Annotated in this window: 22 protein-coding genes and 1 pseudogene; 15 read left to right on the forward strand and 8 right to left on the reverse strand. The window is 71.7% G+C overall.

What is annotated here, in order from left to right; translation table 11 throughout:
• Positions 1-140 precede the first annotated feature (140 nt).
• The 10 genes from F4559_RS00660 (at position 141) to F4559_RS00705 (ending at position 8801) form a co-directional block, all read left to right on the forward strand.
• The gene (locus F4559_RS00660; protein WP_184665653.1) at positions 141-581 is read left to right on the forward strand and encodes a hypothetical protein; all 441 of its coding nucleotides are present in this window, start codon (positions 141-143) and stop codon (positions 579-581) included.
• Positions 582-1019 carry a transport-regulating membrane protein Mce1N gene (gene mce1N / locus F4559_RS00665; protein WP_184665654.1) on the forward strand — a complete coding sequence of 146 codons (438 nt, stop codon included), beginning with the start codon at positions 582-584 and terminating at the stop codon, positions 1017-1019.
• A gap of 13 nt (positions 1020-1032) precedes the next feature.
• Positions 1033-1335, forward strand: a complete 303-nt coding sequence (locus F4559_RS00670) for a hypothetical protein (RefSeq protein WP_184665655.1) — start codon at positions 1033-1035, stop codon at positions 1333-1335.
• 10 nt (positions 1336-1345) lie between these two features.
• Entirely contained in the window at positions 1346-2635 is a 1290-nt protein-coding gene (hemL, locus tag F4559_RS00675; RefSeq protein WP_312865415.1) for a glutamate-1-semialdehyde 2,1-aminomutase, read from the forward strand.
• A complete protein-coding gene (locus F4559_RS00680; protein ID WP_184665657.1) occupies positions 2632-3261 on the forward strand; it encodes a histidine phosphatase family protein in 630 nt (209 codons plus the stop codon). Before hemL ends, F4559_RS00680 begins: the two co-directional genes overlap by 4 nt.
• On the forward strand, positions 3258-3830 hold the full coding sequence (locus tag F4559_RS00685; protein WP_184665658.1) for a TlpA disulfide reductase family protein: 573 nt from the start codon (positions 3258-3260) through the stop codon (positions 3828-3830). The genes F4559_RS00680 and F4559_RS00685 overlap by 4 nt, the downstream gene beginning before the upstream one ends.
• A gap of 64 nt (positions 3831-3894) precedes the next feature.
• Entirely contained in the window at positions 3895-4674 is a 780-nt protein-coding gene (locus F4559_RS00690) for a cytochrome c biogenesis CcdA family protein (RefSeq protein ID WP_184665659.1), read from the forward strand.
• A 65-nt stretch (positions 4675-4739) separates the two neighbouring features.
• Entirely contained in the window at positions 4740-6227 is a 1488-nt protein-coding gene (gene resB / locus F4559_RS00695; RefSeq protein WP_184675321.1) for a cytochrome c biogenesis protein ResB, read from the forward strand.
• A complete protein-coding gene (gene ccsB, locus F4559_RS00700) occupies positions 6227-7171 on the forward strand; it encodes a c-type cytochrome biogenesis protein CcsB (RefSeq protein ID WP_184665660.1) in 945 nt (314 codons plus the stop codon). Before resB ends, ccsB begins: the two co-directional genes overlap by 1 nt.
• A 160-nt stretch (positions 7172-7331) precedes the next feature.
• Positions 7332-8801 (forward strand): MinD/ParA family ATP-binding protein, encoded by a 1470-nt coding sequence (locus F4559_RS00705; RefSeq protein WP_425567944.1) that lies wholly within the window; start codon positions 7332-7334, stop codon positions 8799-8801.
• Positions 8802-8841: 40 nt separating this feature from the next.
• Here F4559_RS00705 and F4559_RS00710 read toward each other — a convergent pair whose 3' ends face one another.
• Together F4559_RS00710 and F4559_RS00715 are read right to left on the reverse strand one after the other, a co-directional pair.
• On the reverse strand, positions 8842-9036 hold the full coding sequence (locus F4559_RS00710) for a hypothetical protein (protein WP_184676536.1): 195 nt from the start codon (positions 9034-9036) through the stop codon (positions 8842-8844).
• Between the two features lie 31 nt (positions 9037-9067).
• Positions 9068-9286, reverse strand: coding sequence for a BldC family transcriptional regulator (locus F4559_RS00715; protein ID WP_312865416.1), 219 nt, complete (start codon positions 9284-9286; stop codon positions 9068-9070).
• Between the two features lie 148 nt (positions 9287-9434).
• On the opposite strand from F4559_RS00715, the gene F4559_RS00720 reads away from it, so the two are divergent.
• Positions 9435-9896 (forward strand): Lrp/AsnC family transcriptional regulator, encoded by a 462-nt coding sequence (locus F4559_RS00720; protein ID WP_184665663.1) that lies wholly within the window; start codon positions 9435-9437, stop codon positions 9894-9896.
• 11 nt (positions 9897-9907) lie between these two features.
• A complete protein-coding gene (locus F4559_RS00725) occupies positions 9908-10165 on the forward strand; it encodes a DUF4229 domain-containing protein (RefSeq protein WP_312865417.1) in 258 nt (85 codons plus the stop codon).
• 186 nt (positions 10166-10351) lie between these two features.
• Here the strand turns inward: F4559_RS00725 and F4559_RS00730 are convergent, their stop codons facing one another.
• A complete protein-coding gene (locus F4559_RS00730; RefSeq protein WP_184665664.1) occupies positions 10352-11344 on the reverse strand; it encodes an ADP-ribosylglycohydrolase family protein in 993 nt (330 codons plus the stop codon).
• A gap of 24 nt (positions 11345-11368) precedes the next feature.
• On the opposite strand from F4559_RS00730, the gene cds1 reads away from it, so the two are divergent.
• Positions 11369-12463, forward strand: coding sequence for an L-cysteine desulfhydrase Cds1 (cds1, locus tag F4559_RS00735; RefSeq protein ID WP_312865418.1), 1095 nt, complete (start codon positions 11369-11371; stop codon positions 12461-12463).
• Positions 12464-12546: 83 nt separating this feature from the next.
• The gene (locus tag F4559_RS00740; RefSeq protein WP_184665665.1) at positions 12547-12945 is read left to right on the forward strand and encodes a hypothetical protein; all 399 of its coding nucleotides are present in this window, start codon (positions 12547-12549) and stop codon (positions 12943-12945) included.
• A gap of 24 nt (positions 12946-12969) precedes the next feature.
• Here F4559_RS00740 and F4559_RS00745 read toward each other — a convergent pair.
• The 5 genes and pseudogenes from F4559_RS00745 to F4559_RS00765 all read right to left on the reverse strand — a co-directional run bounded on the left by F4559_RS00745 (position 12970) and on the right by F4559_RS00765 (position 17742).
• A pseudogene (locus F4559_RS00745) lies at positions 12970-13991 on the reverse strand (IS5 family transposase).
• Between the two features lie 66 nt (positions 13992-14057).
• The gene (locus tag F4559_RS00750; RefSeq protein WP_184665666.1) at positions 14058-14930 is read right to left on the reverse strand and encodes a 1,4-dihydroxy-2-naphthoate polyprenyltransferase; all 873 of its coding nucleotides are present in this window, start codon (positions 14928-14930) and stop codon (positions 14058-14060) included.
• A gap of 46 nt (positions 14931-14976) precedes the next feature.
• Entirely contained in the window at positions 14977-15732 is a 756-nt protein-coding gene (locus tag F4559_RS00755; protein WP_184665667.1) for a DUF8814 domain-containing protein, read from the reverse strand.
• Between the two features lie 61 nt (positions 15733-15793).
• Entirely contained in the window at positions 15794-16831 is a 1038-nt protein-coding gene (gene menE, locus F4559_RS00760; RefSeq protein ID WP_184665668.1) for an o-succinylbenzoate--CoA ligase, read from the reverse strand.
• Positions 16831-17742, reverse strand: a complete 912-nt coding sequence (locus tag F4559_RS00765; RefSeq protein ID WP_184665669.1) for a 1,4-dihydroxy-2-naphthoyl-CoA synthase — start codon at positions 17740-17742, stop codon at positions 16831-16833. The genes menE and F4559_RS00765 overlap by 1 nt, the downstream gene beginning before the upstream one ends.
• Before the next feature lie 74 nt (positions 17743-17816).
• Between F4559_RS00765 and menD the strand changes: the two genes are divergently transcribed.
• The gene (menD, locus tag F4559_RS00770; protein WP_184665670.1) at positions 17817-19442 is read left to right on the forward strand and encodes a 2-succinyl-5-enolpyruvyl-6-hydroxy-3-cyclohexene-1-carboxylic-acid synthase; all 1626 of its coding nucleotides are present in this window, start codon (positions 17817-17819) and stop codon (positions 19440-19442) included.
• Positions 19443-19467: the final 25 nt, after the last annotated feature.

The following is a 19467-nucleotide window of genomic DNA, read 5'->3' on the forward strand; positions in this document are numbered from 1 at the left end:
ACGCATGACCGCTGTCGGTCGGGGCTGTGCCGTCTGCCTGGTTGCCGCTGGTGGGCCGGACTGCTCGTCCTGGTGACGATCGCGGCCGTCGTGCCGATGTTCTCCCGGGAGACCGGTCTCTACCTGAACGCGGAGGGGCGATGACGACACCGGGTGGGATGCGCGGGATCGACCAGAACCTGGCGCCCGTGCCGCGCCGGCCGGCGATGATCCACCTGGCGTTCGCGCTGTGGCTGGCGACCGCCCTGCTGTGGCCGCTGGGCACGGTGCTCATCGTGGTCGCCGAGCCCGGCTTCGACCCCGTCGGACTGGCGATGCCGCTCTTCGCCTCGGTGTGCGTCGCCGTGGCGATCGGGTGGGGTGCGTTCCTGGTCCGGGCGGGCAGCCGGTCCGGGCGGATCGGGGTCAGCCTGGGTGTGCTCCTGCTCGGCTTCATCCTCGTCGGGCAGATCGTCGGCGCCGCGCGCGGCGACTCCGTCGCGGTCGAGTGGATCGTGCTGCCGACCCGGCTGCTGCTGTCGATCGCGGCCGTCGTGGCGAGCTTCGGTCCCGGCACGCGCGACTGGTACCGGGAGGCGTGAGTGGAGCAGCCGACCCTGTACGCGGAGTCCGGCGGTTCGTGGTGGCCGGTACTGGTGGCACCGGCGCTGACCCTGCTCGGGGTGCTCGTCGACGCGCTGTCCGACGGCCTGGCGAACGTGACCCTGTGGCTGTTCGTCGGCCTGGCCCTGCTGCTCGCGACGGCGGTGTGGGTCAACGGGCGGCGACGGGCCAGGGCCGTGCGGCTCACGCCCAAGGCACTGCACCTCGGGCGTGAGGAGCTGTCGGTGGCCGAGATCGCGTCGGCGGTCGCCGAACCACGTGCGGGCGCACGCGTGCTCGGCGGCGGGTGGGCGTTGCCCCGAGGGGTGACCGAGGTGCCGTTGCGGCTGACCGACGGCACGGTGGTCAGCGCGTGGGCCGCCGATCCGGCCGGGCTCCAGGCCGCACTCGTCAAGCTGCTCGCGCTCCGGGCGTGAGATGCTGGCCGGCGTGACGACCGTCGAACCCGCTCTGCACCAACCGAAGCGGACGCTGATCGCGGGCGCCGAGGTGATCGTCGTCGTACTGCTCGGCTTCGCCGTCGTCTGGTGCTGGCAGCGTGGCGTGCGGCACCTGAGCTTCCCGGTCGCCGACCACGCGCCGCTGGAGTCGACGCGCTACCTGGGCAACTGGATCGGCGCCGCAATCGCGCTGTCCACGGTCGCGGGCGTGCTCGTGCTCGATGCCGTGCGGCAGACCGTGCTCGGCGTGCGCACCCGTGGTCGGAGGAAGGCCGAACCGGCAGACATGTGAGACTGGCTCCGTGACAGCGACGCGATCCCAGGCTCTGTTCGAGCGCGCGGCTGAGGCGATCCCCGGCGGCGTGAACTCGCCGGTCCGGGCCTTCCACTCGGTCGGCGGAACGCCCCGGTTCATGGTCCGCGGCGACGGTCCCCACCTGTGGGACGCCGACGGGAACCGGTACGTCGACCTCGTGGCCTCGTGGGGGCCGATGATCCTCGGGCACGCGCACCCCGACGTCGTCGAGGCGGTCCGCGCGGCGGCCGGGAACGGCCTGTCGTTCGGCACGCCCACCGAGGGCGAGATCGACCTGGCCGAGGAGATCATCGCCCGGGTCGCGCCGGTCGAGCGCGTCCGCCTGGTCAACTCGGGCACCGAGGCCACGATGAGCGCCATCCGGTTGGCCCGGGGCTTCACCGGGCGCCGCAAGGTGATCAAGTTCGCGGGCTGCTACCACGGCCACGTCGACGCGCTGCTCGCCCAGGCCGGCTCCGGCGTCGCCACGCTCGGACTGCCCACGTCGCCCGGTGTCACCGGCGCCCAGGCCGCCGACACGATCGTGTTGCCCTACAACGACGTCGAGGCCGTGCGGCAGGCGTTCGCGGAGAACGCGGGCGAGATCGCCTGCGTGATCACCGAGGCCGCCGCCGGCAACATGGGAGCGGTCGCACCGAAGTACAACGCCGAGCTGCGCGAGGTCGCGCACGAGCACGGCGCGCTGCTGGTCATGGACGAGGTCATGACCGGGTTCCGGGTCTCGCGGTCGGGCTGGTTCGGCCTGGAGGCCGTGCCCGGCGACCTGTACACGTTCGGCAAGGTCATGTCCGGCGGTCTGCCCGCCGCCGCGTTCGGCGGGCGCGCGGACGTCATGGCCCGCCTCGCGCCGGCCGGTCCCGTCTACCAGGCGGGCACGCTGTCCGGTAACCCCGTCGCCGTCGCGGCCGGGCTCGCCACGTTGCGCGCGGCCGACGACGAGGTCTACCGCAAGCTCGACGCCAACGCGTCCCGACTCGGCGCGCTGTTCACCGCCGCGCTCACCGAAGCGGGTGTCGCGCACCGCGTGCAGTTCGCGGGCAACCTGGTCAGCGTGTTCTTCACCGACGACGAGGTCGTCGACTACGCGGGGGCCCAGGCCGCGCAGACCTGGCGCTTCCCGCCGTTCTTCCACGCCCTGCTCGACCGGGGCGTGTACCCGCCGCCGAGCGCGTTCGAGGCGTGGTTCGTCAACGCGGCCATGACCGACGAGGACTTCGCGCTGATCGCCGACGCCCTCCCGCACGCCGCCCGTGCCGCAGCGGAGGCCCGTCCGTGACCCGTACCGTCGTCCACCTGCTCCGTCACGGCGAGGTGCACAACCCGACCGGCATCCTCTACGGCCGCCTGCCCGGCTTCCGGCTGTCCGACCGGGGCCGCCGCCAGGCGCTGACCGTCGCGGAGCACCTGCGCGACCACGACATCGCGCACGTCGTGGCGTCCCCGCTCGACCGCGCCCAGCAGACCGCCGCGCCGATCGCCGACTCGCACCGGCTGGAACTGGCCACCGACGACCGGCTGATCGAGGCCGACAACCGGTTCGAGGGCCTGAAGGTCGCGGTCGGCGACGGCGCGCTGCGCTCGCCCAAGCACTGGCCCAAGCTGGTCAACCCGTTCAAGCCGTCGTGGGGCGAGCCCTACCTGGAGATCGCGCACCGCATGTACGGCGCCGTGCAGCGGGCACGTCTGGCCGCCGAGGGCCACGAAGCCGTGTGCGTGTCGCACCAGTTGCCGATCTGGACGCTGCGCCGGTTCGTCGAGGGCCGCCGCATGTGGCACGACCCGCGTCGGCGCGAGTGCTCGCTCGCGTCGCTGACCAGCCTGGTCTTCCAGGGCGAAGAGCTGGTGCGCGTGGTCTACACCGAACCCGTCGGCGCGACCAACCCGAGGGTGACGGGCGCGTGAGGAGACTCCTGCCCGTCCTGCTCCTGCTGCTCACGACGGCGTGCGCCACCGGCGACGACGCCGTGGTCGCGGGCGCCGAGTTCCAGTTCGTCGCGCCCGACGGCCAGGTGCGGCTGCGCTACGAGGGCGACGAGCGCAAGCCGATCAAGGGATTGAGCGGCCCGAGCCTGATGGAGGAGGGCCGCACGATCTCGCTCTCGGACTACGAGGGCAAGGTCGTCGTGGTCAACATCTGGGGCGCGTGGTGCCCGCCGTGCCGCACCGAGGCGCCCGAGATGCAGAAGGTGCAGGACGAGACGGGCCCGCTGGGCGTGCAGGTGCTCGGCCTGGACGTGAAGGAGCCCTCGCCCGAACCGGGCCGCGACTTCATCCGCAACCGGAAGCTGACCTACCCGTCGATCTACGACGAGTCGGGCCGCACGCTGCTGGCGTTCCGGGGCTACCCGCCCAACGTCGTGCCGTCCACGATCGTGCTCGACAAGCGGCACCGGGTCGCGGCCGTGTTCCTGGAGGGCCTGATCGCGACGGACCTGGTTCCGCTGGTCAAGGAACTGGCCGCCGAGCAGTGAGCACGGTCTCTCCAAGCACCCCTCGGTCACGGGCCCTCAGGTCCGGCTACCTACCCTGTCGTCCGTGAACCCGATCACCGACCTGGCCGTCAACGGCCCGCTGGTGCTCGCCACCGGGCTGGCCCTGGTCGCCGGGATCGTGTCGTTCGCGTCGCCGTGCGTCGTGCCGCTGGTGCCCGGCTACCTCGCCTACCTGGCGGGGCTGGTCGGTGCCGAGGCGCCGGCCGTGCGCGCGGACGAGGACGCCAAGAAGGGCCGGTTCCGGGTCGCGGGCGCGGCTTTGCTGTTCGTCCTCGGATTCACGGTCGTCTTCTCGCTCGCGTCGTTCGCCGTGCTCGGCGCGACCGACGTGCTGTGGTTCAACGAGGACGTGTTCCAGCGGGTCGGCGGCGTGATCACGATCGCCATGGGCCTGGTGTTCATCGGTCTGATCCCGGCGTTGCAGAAGGACGTGCGGCTGCACCGCCGGCCGCGCGCCGGGCTGCTCGGCGCGCCGCTGCTGGGCGGTGTGTTCGCGCTGGGCTGGACGCCGTGCGTCGGCCCGACGCTGGCCGGGGTGCTCGCGTTGGCGCGCAGCACCGAGGTCGGTTCGGCCACCACGCGCGGCGCCGTGCTCGTGCTCGCGTACTGCCTGGGCCTGGGACTGCCGTTCGTGCTGATCGCGCTGGGCGCGCGGTGGGCCGTGCGGGTCACGGGGTGGCTGCGCAAGCACACCCGGCACGTGCAGATCTTCGGCGGCGTGCTGCTGATCCTGGTCGGCATCGCGCTGGTGACGGGCGTGTGGGGCGAATTCGTGGGCTGGCTGCGCGACGCCGTGGTCAACGACCTGAAGCTGCCGTTGTAGTGGCCACCCGGAACCTCGCCGCCGGTCTGGCGTTCCTGCGCAACACGTGGCGCGGTCTCACGGCCATGCGCACCGCGTTGACGCTGCTGTTCCTGCTCGCGCTCGGCGCCATGCCCGGCGCCCTGCTGCCGCAGCGGTCGCTCAACGCGCAGAAGGTCACCGAGCACATCGCGGCGAACGGCTGGTGGGGACGCTTCCTCGACGACCTCCAGTTCTACGACGTGTACGCGAGCTTCTGGTTCTCGGCCGTGTACGTGCTGCTGTTCGTGTCGCTGGTCGGCTGCCTCGTGCCGCGCATGTGGGAGTACTTCAAGCAGATGCGGGCCAAGCCCGTGCTGACCCCGCGCAACCTGTCCCGGCTGCCGCACCACGCCACCGCGGACACGGTGGAGGACGTGGCCGAGGTCCTGGCCCGTGCCCGCAAGCGGTTGCGCGGCTGGCGGCAGGTCGAACGCGAGGAGGCCGACGGCGCCCGCTCGATCAGCGCCGAGCGCGGCTACCTGCGCGAGACCGGCAACCTGGTCTTCCACTTCGCGCTGCTGGGCCTGCTGATCGCGTTCGCGCTGGGCAAGATGTTCGGCTACGAGGGCCAGGTCATCGTGCAGGCGAACGGCGGCCAGTTCTGCAACTCCGGCGTGTTCAACTACGACACGTTCCGGCCCGGCCTGCGGGTCGACGGCACGGACCTGTCGCCGTTCTGCGTGAAAGTCGACAAGTTCACCGCGAGCTACCTGCACAACGGCCAGGCCGACAAGTTCCTCGCCGACATCGGCTACCAGACCGGCGACGACCTGGAGACGAACACCTGGCGGCCGTACCCGCTCCAGGTCAACAGCCCGCTGCGCACCGCGGGCGACCGCGTCTACCTGCTCGGCCACGGGTACACGCCGCTGTTCACCGTCACCTTCCCCAACGGGGAGACGCGCACGGGCGCGACCCAGTGGCGGCCGGTGAACACGGTGACGCTGGCGTCCGAGGGCGCGACCAAGTTCGACCCGCCCGACACCCCCGACGCCGAGCAGCGGCGGCGCTCCCAGTTGGCGATCACCGGGCTGCTCGCGCCGACGGCCGCGTTCCGGGGTGAACTGCTCGACTCGATGTTCCCCGAGGCCCGCGACCCGGCCGTGGCGATCGACGTCTACCGGGGCGACCTGGGCACCGACTCGGGGCGCGGGCAGTCGATCTTCTCCATCGACCAGCAGATGGTCACCGACGGCAAGCTCGCCAAGGTCGCCCGGCAGAACCTGCGCCAGGGCGAGTCGCTGACGCTGGACGACGGCACGGTCATCCGCTTCGACGGCGTGCGCGACTGGGTGTCGTTGCAGATCTCCCACGACCCGACGCAGGCGTGGGTGCTGGCGTTCTCGGTGCTGGTCATCGTGGGTCTGGCGACCTCGCTGAGCATCAAGCGCCGCCGGGTGTGGGTACGCGCGGCACCCGGACCGGACGGGCGTACGGTAATCGAGGTCGGCGGGCTCGCCCGGACCGATCAGGCGGGGTACGGCGAGGAGTTCACGCCGTTGTCCCGGGACCTGCTCAAGGAGGACGGCTGATGCCGGTCAACAGCACACTGGCGACGTTCAGCGACTGGACTTACGGCGCGACCGTGGTCGTCTACTGGTTCGCCGTCATCCTCTACCTGTGCGAGCTGGCGTTCGGCCGGACCAAGGCCGAGGTCCGCGAGCGCGAGATGGCGATCGCCGGCGGCAGCCGCGAGGACGGCACGTGGACGCCGGGCCTCGTCGTCGAGGCGCCCCGGCGGTCGCGTGCGGAGAAGCTCGGCCGCATGGGCATGGCGCTGACCTACCTCGGCGCGTTCCTGCACCTGTCCGCCCTGGTGCTGCGCGGTGTCGCGACCTCGCGTGCGCCGTGGGGCAACATGTACGAGTACGTGGCGTTGCTGACCCTGGCCGCGGTGATCGGCTGGATCGTGCTGATGCGCATGTTCCCGGTGCGCAAGCTCGGCGGGTTCGTGCTCGTGCCGATCGTGACGTTGATGTTCCTCGGCGGCACCGTGCTGTACGCCGACGCCGCGCCCGTGCCGCCGCCGCTGCGCTCGTACTGGCTCGTGGTGCACGTTTCGGTGATCTCGGTGTCGTCCGGGCTGTTCCTGCTGCCCGGTGTGGCGAGCGTGCTCTACCTGCTCAAGAACAGCGGTCGGGCGCGATTCTCCCGACTGCCCGACGCCGACGTGCTCGACCGGCTCGCGTACCGCAGCACGGTGTTCGCGTTCCCGCTCTTCACGATCGGGATCATCTGCGGCGCGATCTGGGCCGAGGCCGCGTGGGGCCGTTTCTGGGGTTGGGACCCGAAGGAGACGGTGTCGTTCGTGGCGTGGGTCGTCTACGCGGCGTACCTGCACGCACGGGCGACCGCCGGCTGGCGCGGAAAGCCGGCCGCATGGGTGAACACCGTCGGCTTCGCGCTCACTGTTTTCAACCTTTTCTTCATCAACCTGGTCACGACCGGATTGCATTCGTACGCCGGAGTGAGCTGATCCGCACCCACTGTCGTGGAACCGCTCGGCGCCCACTACCGTCGGAAACGTGGGGCCGGGGAGGTCCCGATCAGAATCGCGCCCAGGGAGGACCCCAGCGGTGACCGGTCGCTACGAGAATCCTGAACCGTCGTGGCAACCGCCGGCCGGTGCCGAGGGTGTGAACGAGAACCGGAACGTCGACCCGCGGACGGTGTACCTGGACCCGCTGCCCGTCGAGGGCTCGCCGGCCGGGTTCCCGACCGCCGGTGGCGCCTACCCCGCGGCCGGCCAGGCCGACCCGCAGCAGGTCGCCGGCACGTCGGGCGCCTACCCGGTGGCGGGCCAGAACGGTCCGAACCAGGCGGGCGGCGGCGCTTCGGGCGCCTACCCCGTCGCGGGCCAGAGCGGTCCGCACCCGGTGGGCGGCGGCCCGTCGGGCGCGTACCCGGTGGCGGGTCAGAGCGGTCCGTACCAGGTGGGCGGCGGCCCGTCGGGCGCGTACCCGGTGGCGGGTCAGAGCGGTCCGTACCAGGTCGGCGGTGGTGCTTCGGGCGCCTACCCGGTCGCCGGGCAGAGCGGTTCCCACCCCGTCGCGGGGCAGAGCGGGCCGTACGCGGTGGGCGGGCAGTCCGGCCCCCACCCGGCCCAGCAGCACCAGCACCAGCAGTCCTACCCCGGCGGGTTCCCGAACAACTTCCCGCAGAGCGTCCAGCCGCAGCGCCCGCCCACCACCGCGCACGACGTGTCGTCCCAGCAGTTGATCAAGAAGTCGAAGCGCCCGCCGCAGTCCGGGTGGCGCAAGGCGGTCCACTCGATCACCGGCGGCCTGGTCAACCTCGGCGAGAGCCCGGCCGACCTGCGTCGGCGCGAGCTGATCTCGCGGATCAACCAGCCGCTGCGCGGGTGCTACAAGATCGCGATGCTCAGCCTCAAGGGCGGCGTCGGCAAGACCACGACCACGACCACGCTCGGCTCGACGTTCTCGTCGTTGCGCGGCGACCGGGTCATCGCCGTGGACGCCAACCCCGACCGCGGCACGCTCGCGCTCAAGGTGCCGCGCGAGACCACGGCGACCGTCCGCCACCTGATCCGGGACGCTTCGCGGATCACCAAGTACAGCGACGTGCGCGCGTACACGTCCCAGTCGCCCAGCCGGCTGGAGGTGCTGGCGTCCGAACAGGACCCGGCGGCCTCGGAGGCGTTCAGCGACCAGGACTACCTGCGCACGGTCGGCCTGCTCGAACTCTTCTACAACATCGTCCTGACCGACTGCGGCACCGGCCTGATGCACTCGGCCATGCGCGGCGTGCTCGACCAGGCGAACTCGCTGGTGCTGGTCTCGTCCGGCTCGGTCGACGGCGCGCAGACCTCGGCGGCCACGCTGGACTGGCTGGAGGCCCACGGGTACCGGGACCTGGTCGCGCGGTCCGTCGCGGTGATCAACTCGGTGCGGCCCGGATCGGGCAAGGTCGACCTGGACAAGTTGTCCGCGCACTTCGCGCAGCGGTGCCGGGCGGTCGTGCGCATCCCGTTCGACGCGCACCTGGAGGAGGGCGCCGAGATCGAGCTGGACAAGCTCGCCCCGGACACCCGCCTCGCGTTGCTCGAACTGGCGGCGACCGTCGCCGACGACTTCCCGAACCACTGACCGTCGTGGTGGGGACGTCCCGCGTCCCCACCACCCGGTGTCACTCCTCGTCCGGCTTCTTCCGGCTCTGCTCACCGAGCTTGCGCAGGAACTCCGGGTCGTCGTCGGGCGCGACGAAACGGGTGGGGGCGGTCTCGACCCGATCGGGTCCGAACGCACGCCACAGCAGCACGGCGATGGTGAGCGCACCGATCACCGCGAGCAGGTAGAGCATGGTCGCCACCTCCTTTGCCACGAGATTACCCGCGTCAACGAGGTGTACGGGCCTACTGCCGGACGGGTTCGGTCGCCTCCGTCGTCAACTGCGACAACAGCGCCTGGACCTCGGATTCCCGGAAGCGGCGGTGGCCGCCTGGCGTGCGGATCGACCCGATGCGGCCGGCGGTGGCCCAGCGCGTCACCGTCTTGGGATCGACGCGGAACAGGTTGGCGACCTCGCCGGGCGTCAGCAGTCGTTCCCCGGCGTGATGCTGGATCGCTGTCACGGTGTCCTCCCCGATCGCGAACAGACGTACCGGACGCATGGTGGCATCCCACCCGTCGGGTACTCGAACGCTTGCCTGATGGTAAAGAGGTAGTAAGGGGCAAATCGCGCGGTTCGGACATCGCGGTGGTGGGGATTAAAGTGGCGCGGTGGACGCTCTTGATCGGCAGATCATCGCCGCGCTCCGGGAGAACGGACGCGCCACCTACGCCGACCTGGGCCGCAAGGTCGGGTTGTCGGCTTCGGCCGTGCACGAGCGCGTGGGCAAGCTCGAAGCCACCGGCGTCATCGTCGGCTATCACGCGGTGGTCGACCCCAGCGCCGTCGGCCTGGGGGTGACCGCCCTGGTCGGGGTGCACCCGACCGACACGGCCGACGACGACGAGGTGGCCGACTCGCTGGGCGAACTCGTCGAGGTGGAGTCGTGCTACCGGGTCGCCGGCGACGAGTCGTTCATCGTGAAGGTGCGGGTGGCGACCGTGGACGACCTCGAACGGGCCCTGGGCCGGTTGCGCCGCATCCCGGGCGTGGCGCGCACGCGGACGACCGTGGTGCTGTCGACCCGGTTCGAGGGGCGTCCTAACAACACCGGCACGGAGGACGGCGCGTAGCCTGGGTAGCCGTGCACCTCGGACGTGATGTGACGCTCTACGTCGGCGCTCGGCTGAGCATGGTCGCGGTGGTGACCCTGGTGTTGCTGATGCTCAACGTGCCGCTGCTGGTGGCGCTGGCGGTGGGGGTCGTCGTGGCCCTGCCCCTGTCGTTGTTCCTGTTCAAGGGACTGCGGGAACGGGTGGCCGCCGGTCTGGCCGTGAAGCAGGACCGGCGCCGCACCGAACGCGAGAAGCTCCGCGCCGAACTGCGCGGCGACACCGCCTGATCGCGAGTCCTCCACCCGGACACCCCGAAACACGCACTCAGGCACCCTGAGCCGCGAGTTATGCACTCAGGCACCGCGAGTCGTGCGTTCAGGCACCCTGAGCCGTGCGTCCAGGTGCCCTGAACCGTGTTCGGGCACCACGACCGACACCGCTGATGCCGTCGGGATGCCGCCGGCCCGCTGCCCTCAGCCCCGCACCAACGTCAACGCGGCCACGGCCCGACGCGCCGACTCGGCGATGGCGTCCCGCAGCTCCAACCGCTCGAGCCAGTGGCGCGGGATGGCCTGCTCCCCGGCCACGGCCCCGAGGATGTTGCCCGCGATCACCCCGGTCGAGTCGCTGTCCCCGGAGTGGTTCACGGCCAAAAGCAAAGCGTCCCCCAAGTCCCGGGCCGCCAACGCCGCGTGCAGGCCGATCGCCAACGCCTCCTCGCCGACCCAGCCGCCGCCGAAGTTCTGCTCGATGAACTCCGGCGAAGGCCTGGTCCCGGCCAGGTTCACGGCCCGGTCCAGCAGCACGAGCTGCTCCTCGTGGTCGGGCCGCAGGACCAGTTCCGCACGGGCCGTCGCCACGGCTTCCCGAAGCTGCCGTCCGGCCAGCAACTGCTGCACGATCACCGCCAGCACCCCCGCCGACAGGTACCCGCTCGGGTGACCGTGGGTCAGCGCCCCGGTCGCCGCCGCCAGCGCGAACACCTGCGCCGGGTCGTCGGACCACAGCGCCACGGGTGCCGCCCGCATCACCGCGCCGCACCCCTTGGAGTCGTTCAACGGGTTCGTGATGGTCCCGGCCTTGCCCGAGCGCAACGCCACCAGGCACGTGTTGCCCGGCGCGCGCAGGTCGTGGATGTCCTCGTGGTCGAGCAGCCACCCGTCCTTGGGCACGTTCGCGGCGGGCCCCTGGATGCCCTGCGTGGACAGCCACCGCAGGTACGCGGCGTGCACGGACTCGACCGGGTTCAGGCCGCGTTCCCGGGCCAGGACCAGACCCTCCAGGGTGAACAGGGCCATCTGGGTGTCGTCGGTGATCGCGCCGAGCTTGCCGTACGCGGGCGCGTAGTCGGTGAGCCCGGAGGGCCCGTACCTGGCACGGATCTTGTCGATCGACTCGAACTCGATCGAGGCGCCGAGGGCGTCCCCGACCGCACCTGCCAGCAAAGATCCGGAGAATGAAGTCACGGACAAGAAGTTATCGTGCGAGCCGTGACCGCTTACGTCGATCGTTGCAGTTCGCGCACCCGCGAATGGGTGTGCGAAGCCGTCCGGATCATCGAGGCCGACGCGAACCGCAGCGCGGACACGCACCTGCTGCACTTCCCGCTCCCGGCGGAGTGGGGGATCGACCTGTACCTCAAGGACGAGTCGACGCACCCGACCGGTTCGCTCAAGCACCGGCTCGCCCGCAGCCTCTTCCTGCACGCCATCTGCAACGGCTGGGTCGTCGGCGGCACGCCGGTCATCGAGGCGTCGTCGGGCTCGACGGCCGTCTCCGAGGCGTACTTCGCCCGCCTGCTCGGCCTGCCGTTCATCGCGGTCATGCCCCGGTCGACCAGCCGGGAGAAGGTGGCGCTGATCGAGCGGCAGGGCGGCCGATGTCATTTCGTCGACGACCCGCGCGCGATCTACGACGAGTCCCGCCGGCTCGCGACCGAGTTGAACGGTCACTTCATGGACCAGTTCACCTACGCCGAGCGCGCCACGGACTGGCGCGGCAACAACAACATCGCCGAGTCGATCTTCGATCAGATGGGCCTGGAGTCCGCGCCCGAGCCCGAGTGGGTCGTGGTCGGCGCGGGCACGGGCGGCACGAGCGCGACCATCGGCCGCTACGTCCACTACCGCAAGCTGCGCACCCGGCTGGCCGTGGTCGACCCCGAGCACTCGGTCTTCTTCGACGCCTGGTGCTCGAACGACACCGACCTCGTCGGCACGCGGGGTTCGGGGATCGAGGGCATCGGCCGCCCGCGCGTCGAGCCGTCGTTCGTGCCGCAGGTGATCGACCGGATGTTCAAGGTGCCCGACGCCGCGTCGATCGCGACCGTGCGGCACGTCGAGGAGGTGCTCGGCCGCCGCGTGGGCGGGTCGACCGGCACGAACCTGTGGGGCGCGTTCCAGCTCATCGCGGAGATGCGGGCGTCACGTCAGCGCGGCAGCCTCGTGACCCTGCTGTGCGACGGCGGCGAGCGTTACGCCAACACGTACTACGACGACGACTGGGTGGCGGCACAGGGTTTCGACCTGTCGCCGTACCTGGCGACCCTGGTCCGGTTCCGCTCTTCGGGTGTCTGGGCGACGTGACCGGGAAATCCGGTGGAACGCCGGGCACCCCGGGCGCGTCGCAGCGTGACGGGTCCGTGTGTCGTCCGGTCGGAGGTGTGGGGATGGGGCACGCGTGGCGCACGCCGGAGGTGCGCACGGCCGAGGAGGTGCTCGGCAGGACGATCGCCGAGGCCGACCGGTCGATGCGGGAGGCGGCGAAGGTCCGGCCCGGCCGCGAGCCGTCGGCTGAGGACGTCCGCCGGGTCATGGCCTACGCCAAGTCGCCCGACGCGTCGCCGGAACTCCAGGCGGTGCAGCGCCGGGTGGCGCGGGGCGATCTGAGTTGGCGGCAGATACTGCTCGGCGAGGCTTCGGGCGATCGCGGTGTGCGGGCGGCATTGGAGGCCGAACGGACCACGCTGGCGGCGTTGTGCCGGGGCGAGGACCCGAGGCCGGCGCCGCGGCGCCCGGTCCGTACCGAGGACGACGAGCCGACGAGCTTCACCGAGGACGCGTGGTGAGCTAGGAGCTGTTTGGGGTTGGGATCATGTGGTTGGGGTAAGGGTCTTCAACCACACGATGGCTCCTCGTAGATGCAGTCCGGCCTCGTAGCTTTGTGGTGTCTTGTCGTAGCGGGTGGCCAGTCCGCGCCATGTCTTGATCTTCTGGAAGAGGCGTTCGACGGTGTTGCGCCGCCGGTAGCGCACGGGATCGAAGGACACAGGCCGCCCGCCGGCGGAGCCCTTGTTCCTGCGGTTGGCCCGCTGGTCGGTCTTCTCCGGGATCACAGCCGTGATCCGGCGGCGGCGTAGGTAGGCCCGGTTGGCTTTGGAGGAGTACGCCTTGTCCGCGGCCACCGCGTCCGGACGGGTGCGCGGCCTTCCGACCGGGCCGGGAACCCGGATCCGGTCCAGCACCGTCCGGAATTGCGGGCTGTCCCCGGCCTGGCCAGGGGTGAGCACGAACGCCAACGGCAGCCCGGCGGCGTCGACCGCGGTGTGGACCTTGCTGCTCAGCCCGCCCCGGGACCGGCCGAGCCCGGCCGCCGCAGCCCGCGCCTTCCGACGGCGCCTACGGGCGGCACGGTCCCGACCGGCAGATGTGCCCGCGTCGGTCGTGTCCGGCGCGGACCGCGACGCACCACCCGCAGCACGCTCCGCTGGACGGGCAACGGAGCCCCTTTTTCCCCGGTCAACGCCTGTTCCAGCGCGTCAAGGGTCTCCCCGGTCACCGCGAGTCCGGCCGATTCGTGGTGTGCCCGCACGATCGTGGAGTCCACGCTCACCAGTTCCAGGTCGACCTGTCCGCGGGAGGCGGCCTCGGCGATCAGCGCCTCCATCAGCGTCTGGAACACTCCGGTCTTCGCCCAGGTGTTGAACCGGGAGTAGACGGTGGACCAGGGACCGTACCGTTCGGGCACGTCACGCCAGCCTGACCCGGTGCGGAACCGCCACAGGATCCCGTTGAACTGCTCCCGCACCCGACGTGGCAACGGCCCGGTGGCCGCCACCGGCATATGCGGCTCGATCAACGCCCACTCGGCATCGGTCAGATCAAAACGCGCCACATCCGTGTTCTACCAGCCCAACCAGCACACCACCGGGCCCACCTAGATCCGAACTTCAAACAGCTCCTAGGACGCGAACAGGGCCACCGTGACCGTCACGCCCCACACGAGCATGGCCAGTCCGGTGTCCCGCAGTACGGGGATCAGCGCGAGACCCGTCGCGCCGCCCGCGACCCGCCGCACGCCCGGGATCACCAGCGGCACGGCGAGGAAGCCGACGAGCGTCCACGGCACGACGACCGACAGTGCGATCGTCACCGGGAACGGCAGGGTCACCAGCGTCAGGTAGAGCCGCCGCGCGCCCGCGTCGCCCAGTCGGTTGGCCAGGGTCCGCTTGCCCGCCTCCAGGTCGGTGGGGATGTCGCGCAGGCTGTTCGCGATCATGACGCCGGTGGAGAACGCGCCCATCGCGACCGCGCCGGCCACGCCGACCCAACCGATCCGCCCGGACTGCACGTACAGGGTGCCCAGCACGGCCGCCGGTCCGAAGAACACGAACACCGCGAACTCGCCGAGACCCGAGTAGCCGTACGGCTTGCGCCCGCCGGTGTAGAACCACGCCCCGGCCAGGCACACCGCGCCGAACGCGATCATCCAGTACCGGCCGGTCGACAGGACCAGCACGAGTCCGACCACGGCCGCGAGGCCCAACGCGGCGAACGCGGCGTTGCGCACCGCCACCGGCTCGGCCGCACCGGACCCGACCAGCCGGAACGGCCCCACCCGGTGCTCGTCGGTGCCCCGGATGCCGTCGGAGTAGTCGTTGGCGAAGTTCACGCCGACCTGGAGCGACACCGACACCACGAGCGCGAGTGCCGACCAGAGCGCGGAGAACGCGCCGAGGTGGTGGGCCGCGCCCGCGCCGACCAGCACGGGCGCGATCGAGTTCGGCAGTGTGCGGGGTCGGGTGCCCGAGATCCACTGTGCGGCTGTGGCCATGCCGGACATCCTCCCCACCGGGCGACGGGCGGGGACGGGCGGGTGGTCAGCAGGCGTTCACGGTGGGCGCGTCGACCAGGTAGGTCCTGCTGACGAACATGCCCGACGCGATCCGGTACCAGATCGCGGACGTGCCCTGCGCGCCGGTGATCTTCTGGCCGGTGGTCTGGCATTCCAGGCGCAGCTGCGCGTAGTTGGCGGCGAGACCGACCTGGGACGCGGTGACCGAGGGCGCGGACCGCACGTTGAGCGGGCCGCCCTCCGTGCGCACGTAGGCGACCGGGGCGGTGCCGGTCCACTCGAAGGTCACGGTCACCCACGCGTTGTCGGTGAGCTTGAGGCCGTCCCAGAACACGCCGTCGGCGAGGTCGATCCCGGCCGGGTTGGACACCGTGCGGCCGAACTGGTCTTTGCCGCCGTTGTACTTGTCCTGGTAGGCGGCCTGCGCCTCGGGCTTGCCCTGGGGCAGGCCGGTCCACGTCTGCCGGGTCGCGTTCCAGTAGTCGTCCTTGGTGTTCCACGGGCCGACGTCCCACACCGGCGCCCACTCGCAACGACCGTTGGACGCGCACACCTTGACGCTGTACGTGCCGGTGCCCTTGGGCGACAGGCCCAGGCGCGACGGCAGCGCCACGAAGTGGTCCCGGTCGGTGATCACGTGCCCGTTCGCGGTCGTGCCGCCGACCAGGCCCTCGCGCGTGGCGAACACCCGGTACTCCAGGCCGGCCGAAGGCGCGGCCGTCGCCGGCACCGCGAGGGCGATCATCAGGACCAACGCGGCGAGCGGTGCGAAGCGGCGCATGGGACGACTCCTCCGGTGCGGGATCTCTTCGGAGAAATCGACCGGCGGTGCACCGACCTGCCTACTCGAAGGTGTGAGCCACCGCCGTCCGGTCGACCTTGCCCGGACCACGCAGCGGCAGGGCGTCCGCGAACGCCACCCGCTTGGGCACCGCGAACCGGCCGACCTCGGCGCGCACGGCCGCGGCCAGCCCCTCGACCGCCGGCGGGTCCGCCGGGTCGACCGCCACGACGACCGCCACGACGACCTGACCCCATTCCGCGTCCGGCACGCCCACCACGCACGCCTCCAGCACGCCGGGCCGGGCCGCGAGCACCCGTTCCACCGCGGCCGGGTCGACCTTCTCGCCGCCCGTGACGATCACGTCGTCGGCCCGGCCCAGCACCCGCAACACGCCGTCGTCGAGCACGCCGAGGTCGTCCGTGCGGAACCACTCGCCGAACCGCTCACCACCCCGGTAGCCCAGCGCCAGCGTCGGACCGGCCAGCTCGACCCGGCCGTCCACGATCCGCACCCGCACACCGTCCAGCGGCACGCCGTCGTACACGCACCCGCCGGCCGTCTCGCTCATCCCGTACGTGGTCACCAGTCGCACGCCCAGCTCACGGCCGCGCGCCAGCAGGTGCGGCGGCGTGGCCGCGCCGCCGACGAGCACCGCGTCGAACCCGCGCACCGCCGCCAGCCCCGGACCGTCGGCCGCGATCAGCCGGGCCAACTGCGTGGGCACCAGCGCGGTGTAGTGCGGACCCGGCTCGGCGAGCACGGGACGTGCGGCGGCGGCGAACCCCGAGGCGCGGAACCCGGCCGACAGGTCCGTGCGCCCCGGCTCGGTGCCGGCCACGACCGACCGGACCAGCACCTGCACGCCCGCGATGTGCGTGGGCGGCAACGCGAGCAGCCACGTGCCCGGCCCGCCCAGCCGCGCGTGCGTGGCCTCGGCGGACACGACCAGCGCCTCCGCCGACAGCAGCACGGTCTTGGGTCCGCCGGTCGACCCGGACGTGGGCACGGCCAGCAGCGCGTCCGCCTCCCAGCCCGGCCCGCCGTCGGTCAGCAGGCCGGGGTCGAGCACGTCGGCGAGCGCGTCCCGCAGCTTCATCAGTAGTGGTACGGGTAGTCGGACCAGTCGGGCGCGCGCTTCTCCAGGAACGCGTCGCGGCCCTCCACGGCCTCGTCGGTCATGTACGCCAAGCGCGTGGTCTCGCCCGCGAAGAGCTGCTGGCCGACGAGCCCGTCGTCGATCAGGTTGAACGCGTACTTCAGCATCCGCTGCGCGGTCGGCGACTTGCCGTTGATCTCGCGCGCCCACTCCAGCGCGGTCGCCTCCAACTCGGCGTGCGGCACGACCGCGTTGACCGCGCCCATCCGGAACATGTCGTCGGCACTGTAGGTGCGGCCCAGGAAGAAGATCTCGCGGGCGAACTTCTGGCCCACCTGACGGGCCAGGTACGCCGAGCCGTAGCCCGCGTCGAAGCTGCCGACGTCCGCGTCGGTCTGCTTGAACTTGGCGTGCTCGGCGCTGGCCAACGTCAGGTCGCACGTCACGTGCAGGCTGTGCCCGCCGCCGGCCGCCCAGCCGGGCACGACCGCGATCACGACCTTGGGCATGAACCGGATCAGCCGCTGCACCTCCAGGATGTGCAGCCGGCCCGCGCGCGCCGGGTCGACCGTGTCGGCGGTCTCGCCCTCCGCGTACTGGTAGCCGCTGCGCCCGCGGATCCGCTGGTCGCCGCCGGAGCAGAACGCCCAGCCGCCGTCCCTCGCGGACGGGCCGTTGCCGGTGATCAGCACCGTGCCGACGTCGGACGACATCCGCGCGTGGTCGAGCGCCCGGTACAGCTCGTCGACCGTGTGCGGGCGGAACGCGTTGCGCACCTCCGGCCGGTCGAACGCGATGCGCACCGTGCCCTGGTCCACCGCCCGGTGGTAGGTGATGTCGGTGAAGTCGAAGCCCTCGACCCGCTTCCAGCGCGTGGGGTCGAACAGCTCGGAAACGCTCTGGTCTGCCACTCCGCGACTGTATGCCCGGCCACCGCTCTCAGCTTCGGCCGGGGCCGCCCGCCACGCTGGGCGACAATGGGCCGGTGAACCCGTCCACCGCGCAGGCCGAGGTGCTTGTCGACGAACTGATCCGCAACGGCGTGAGGCACGTGGTGCTCAGCCCCGGATCGCGCAACGCACCCCTGTCGTTCGCCCTGGAACGAGCCGCGTCCGCCGGGCGCCTCGCCTTGCACGTGCGCATCGACGAGCGCTCCGCCGGGTTCCTGGCGCTGGGCCTGGCCCGCGGCGGCGGCGAGGTCACGGCCGTGACCTGCACGTCCGGCACGGCGGTTGCCAACCTGCACCCGGCCGTGCTCGAAGCGCGGTACGCGGGCGTGCCGCTGATCGCGCTGACCGCGGACCGGCCGGTCGAGTTGTACCGGACCGGCGCCAGCCAGACCGTGGACCAGCACGGGCTGTTCGGCCTGGACACGCTCCAGTTCCCGATCGCCGAGCGGCGGGCCGGGCAGAACGGGCTGTGGCGGTCGCTGGTGTGCCGGGCCGTGGCGACCGCGCGTGATGGCGGGCCGGTGCACGTGAACGTGCCGTTCCGGGAACCGCTCGTGCCGGACGGGTCGGCGTGGGACCTCGAAGACCTGGACGGCCGACCGTTCGACCAGCCGTGGACGCGGGTGGCGCCGCGCACCACCACGTCCGTGCACAGCGCCGACCACCTCGGGCCGCGCACGCTGGTGATCGTGGGCGACGGCGCCGACCCGGCGGTCCTCGACCTCGCCGAGCGGGCCGGGTGGCCGGTCGTCGCCGAGCCGACCGCGTGCGGGCTGCGGCACGGGTCGTTGCTGCTCAACGCCGACACGCTGCCGCCCGAACTGACCCCGGACGCGGTGGTCGTCGCCGGGCGGGCGACGTTGTCGCGCGGCGTGCTCGCGGTGATCGGGCTCGCGCGCGTCGTGCACGCGGTCAGCGCGCACCCCGAGTGGCCGGACCCGCGGTTCGCGGTGACGCACACGTCCACACACCTGGTGCTGGGCGAGCACGAGGTGGACCCGGAGTGGCTGACCGCGTGGCAGCACGCGGACAAGGCGGCGGCGGACGTGGTGTCCGAACTGCTCGCCGCGCAGCCGTGGCCGACCGGGCTGCACGTGGCACGCGACCTGCTGCGCAGCCTGCCGTCCGGGACGAACCTGTTCCTCGGCTCGTCGAACCCCGTGCGGGACGTGGACCTGGTGGCCGTGCCGCGCCCGGACGTGACCGTGCACGCGAACCGGGGCGTGGCGGGCATCGACGGCAGCGTGTCCACGGCGGCGGGCATCGCGTTGAGCGCGGGTCCGACCGTGGCGCTGCTCGGCGACCTGACGTTCCTGCACGACTCGGGCGGGCTGCTGGTCGGGCCGCTGGAGGAGCGGCCGGACCTGACCGTGGTCGTGCTCAACGACGACGGCGGCGGGATCTTCACCCTCCTGGAGCAGGGTGCGCCCGAGCACGCGGCTGGTTTCGAACGCGTCTTCGGCACCCCGCACGGCGTGGACCTGGCGCACCTGTGTGCCGCCCACCACGTTCCGCACGTACTCGTGGGAAGTCCGGACGAATTGAGACGCGAGGTGTCGTCCGTTCGCGGGGTGAAAGTCGTGGAAATCCGGGCGGAACGGGCGGAATTGCGCGAACTCCATGCCCGGCTCAAGGGTGCCGTGTCAATGGGGTTCCAATAGTCAGGAGCCTGCGCTTGGGGGTACA

The organism is Saccharothrix violaceirubra, assembly GCF_014203755.1.
Classification (GTDB): Bacteria; Actinomycetota; Actinomycetes; order Mycobacteriales; family Pseudonocardiaceae; genus Actinosynnema; species Actinosynnema violaceirubrum.

Bases quoted from the DNA above. Each gene is read 5' to 3' on its own strand.
- resB (WP_184675321.1), top strand. From the start codon at position 4,740: ATGCGCACCGCGTTGACGCTGCTGTTCCTGCTCGCGCTCGGCGCCATG.
- F4559_RS00660 (WP_184665653.1), top strand. From the start codon at position 141: ATGACGACACCGGGTGGGATGCGCGGGATCGACCAGAACCTGGCGCCC.
- ccsB (WP_184665660.1), top strand. From the start codon at position 6,227: ATGCCGGTCAACAGCACACTGGCGACGTTCAGCGACTGGACTTACGGC.
- F4559_RS00755 (WP_184665667.1), bottom strand. From the start codon at position 15,732: ATGCGCCGCTTCGCACCGCTCGCCGCGTTGGTCCTGATGATCGCCCTC.
- menE (WP_184665668.1), bottom strand. From the start codon at position 16,831: ATGAAGCTGCGGGACGCGCTCGCCGACGTGCTCGACCCCGGCCTGCTG.
- F4559_RS00740 (WP_184665665.1), top strand. From the start codon at position 12,547: ATGGGGCACGCGTGGCGCACGCCGGAGGTGCGCACGGCCGAGGAGGTG.
- F4559_RS00750 (WP_184665666.1), bottom strand. From the start codon at position 14,930: ATGGCCACAGCCGCACAGTGGATCTCGGGCACCCGACCCCGCACACTG.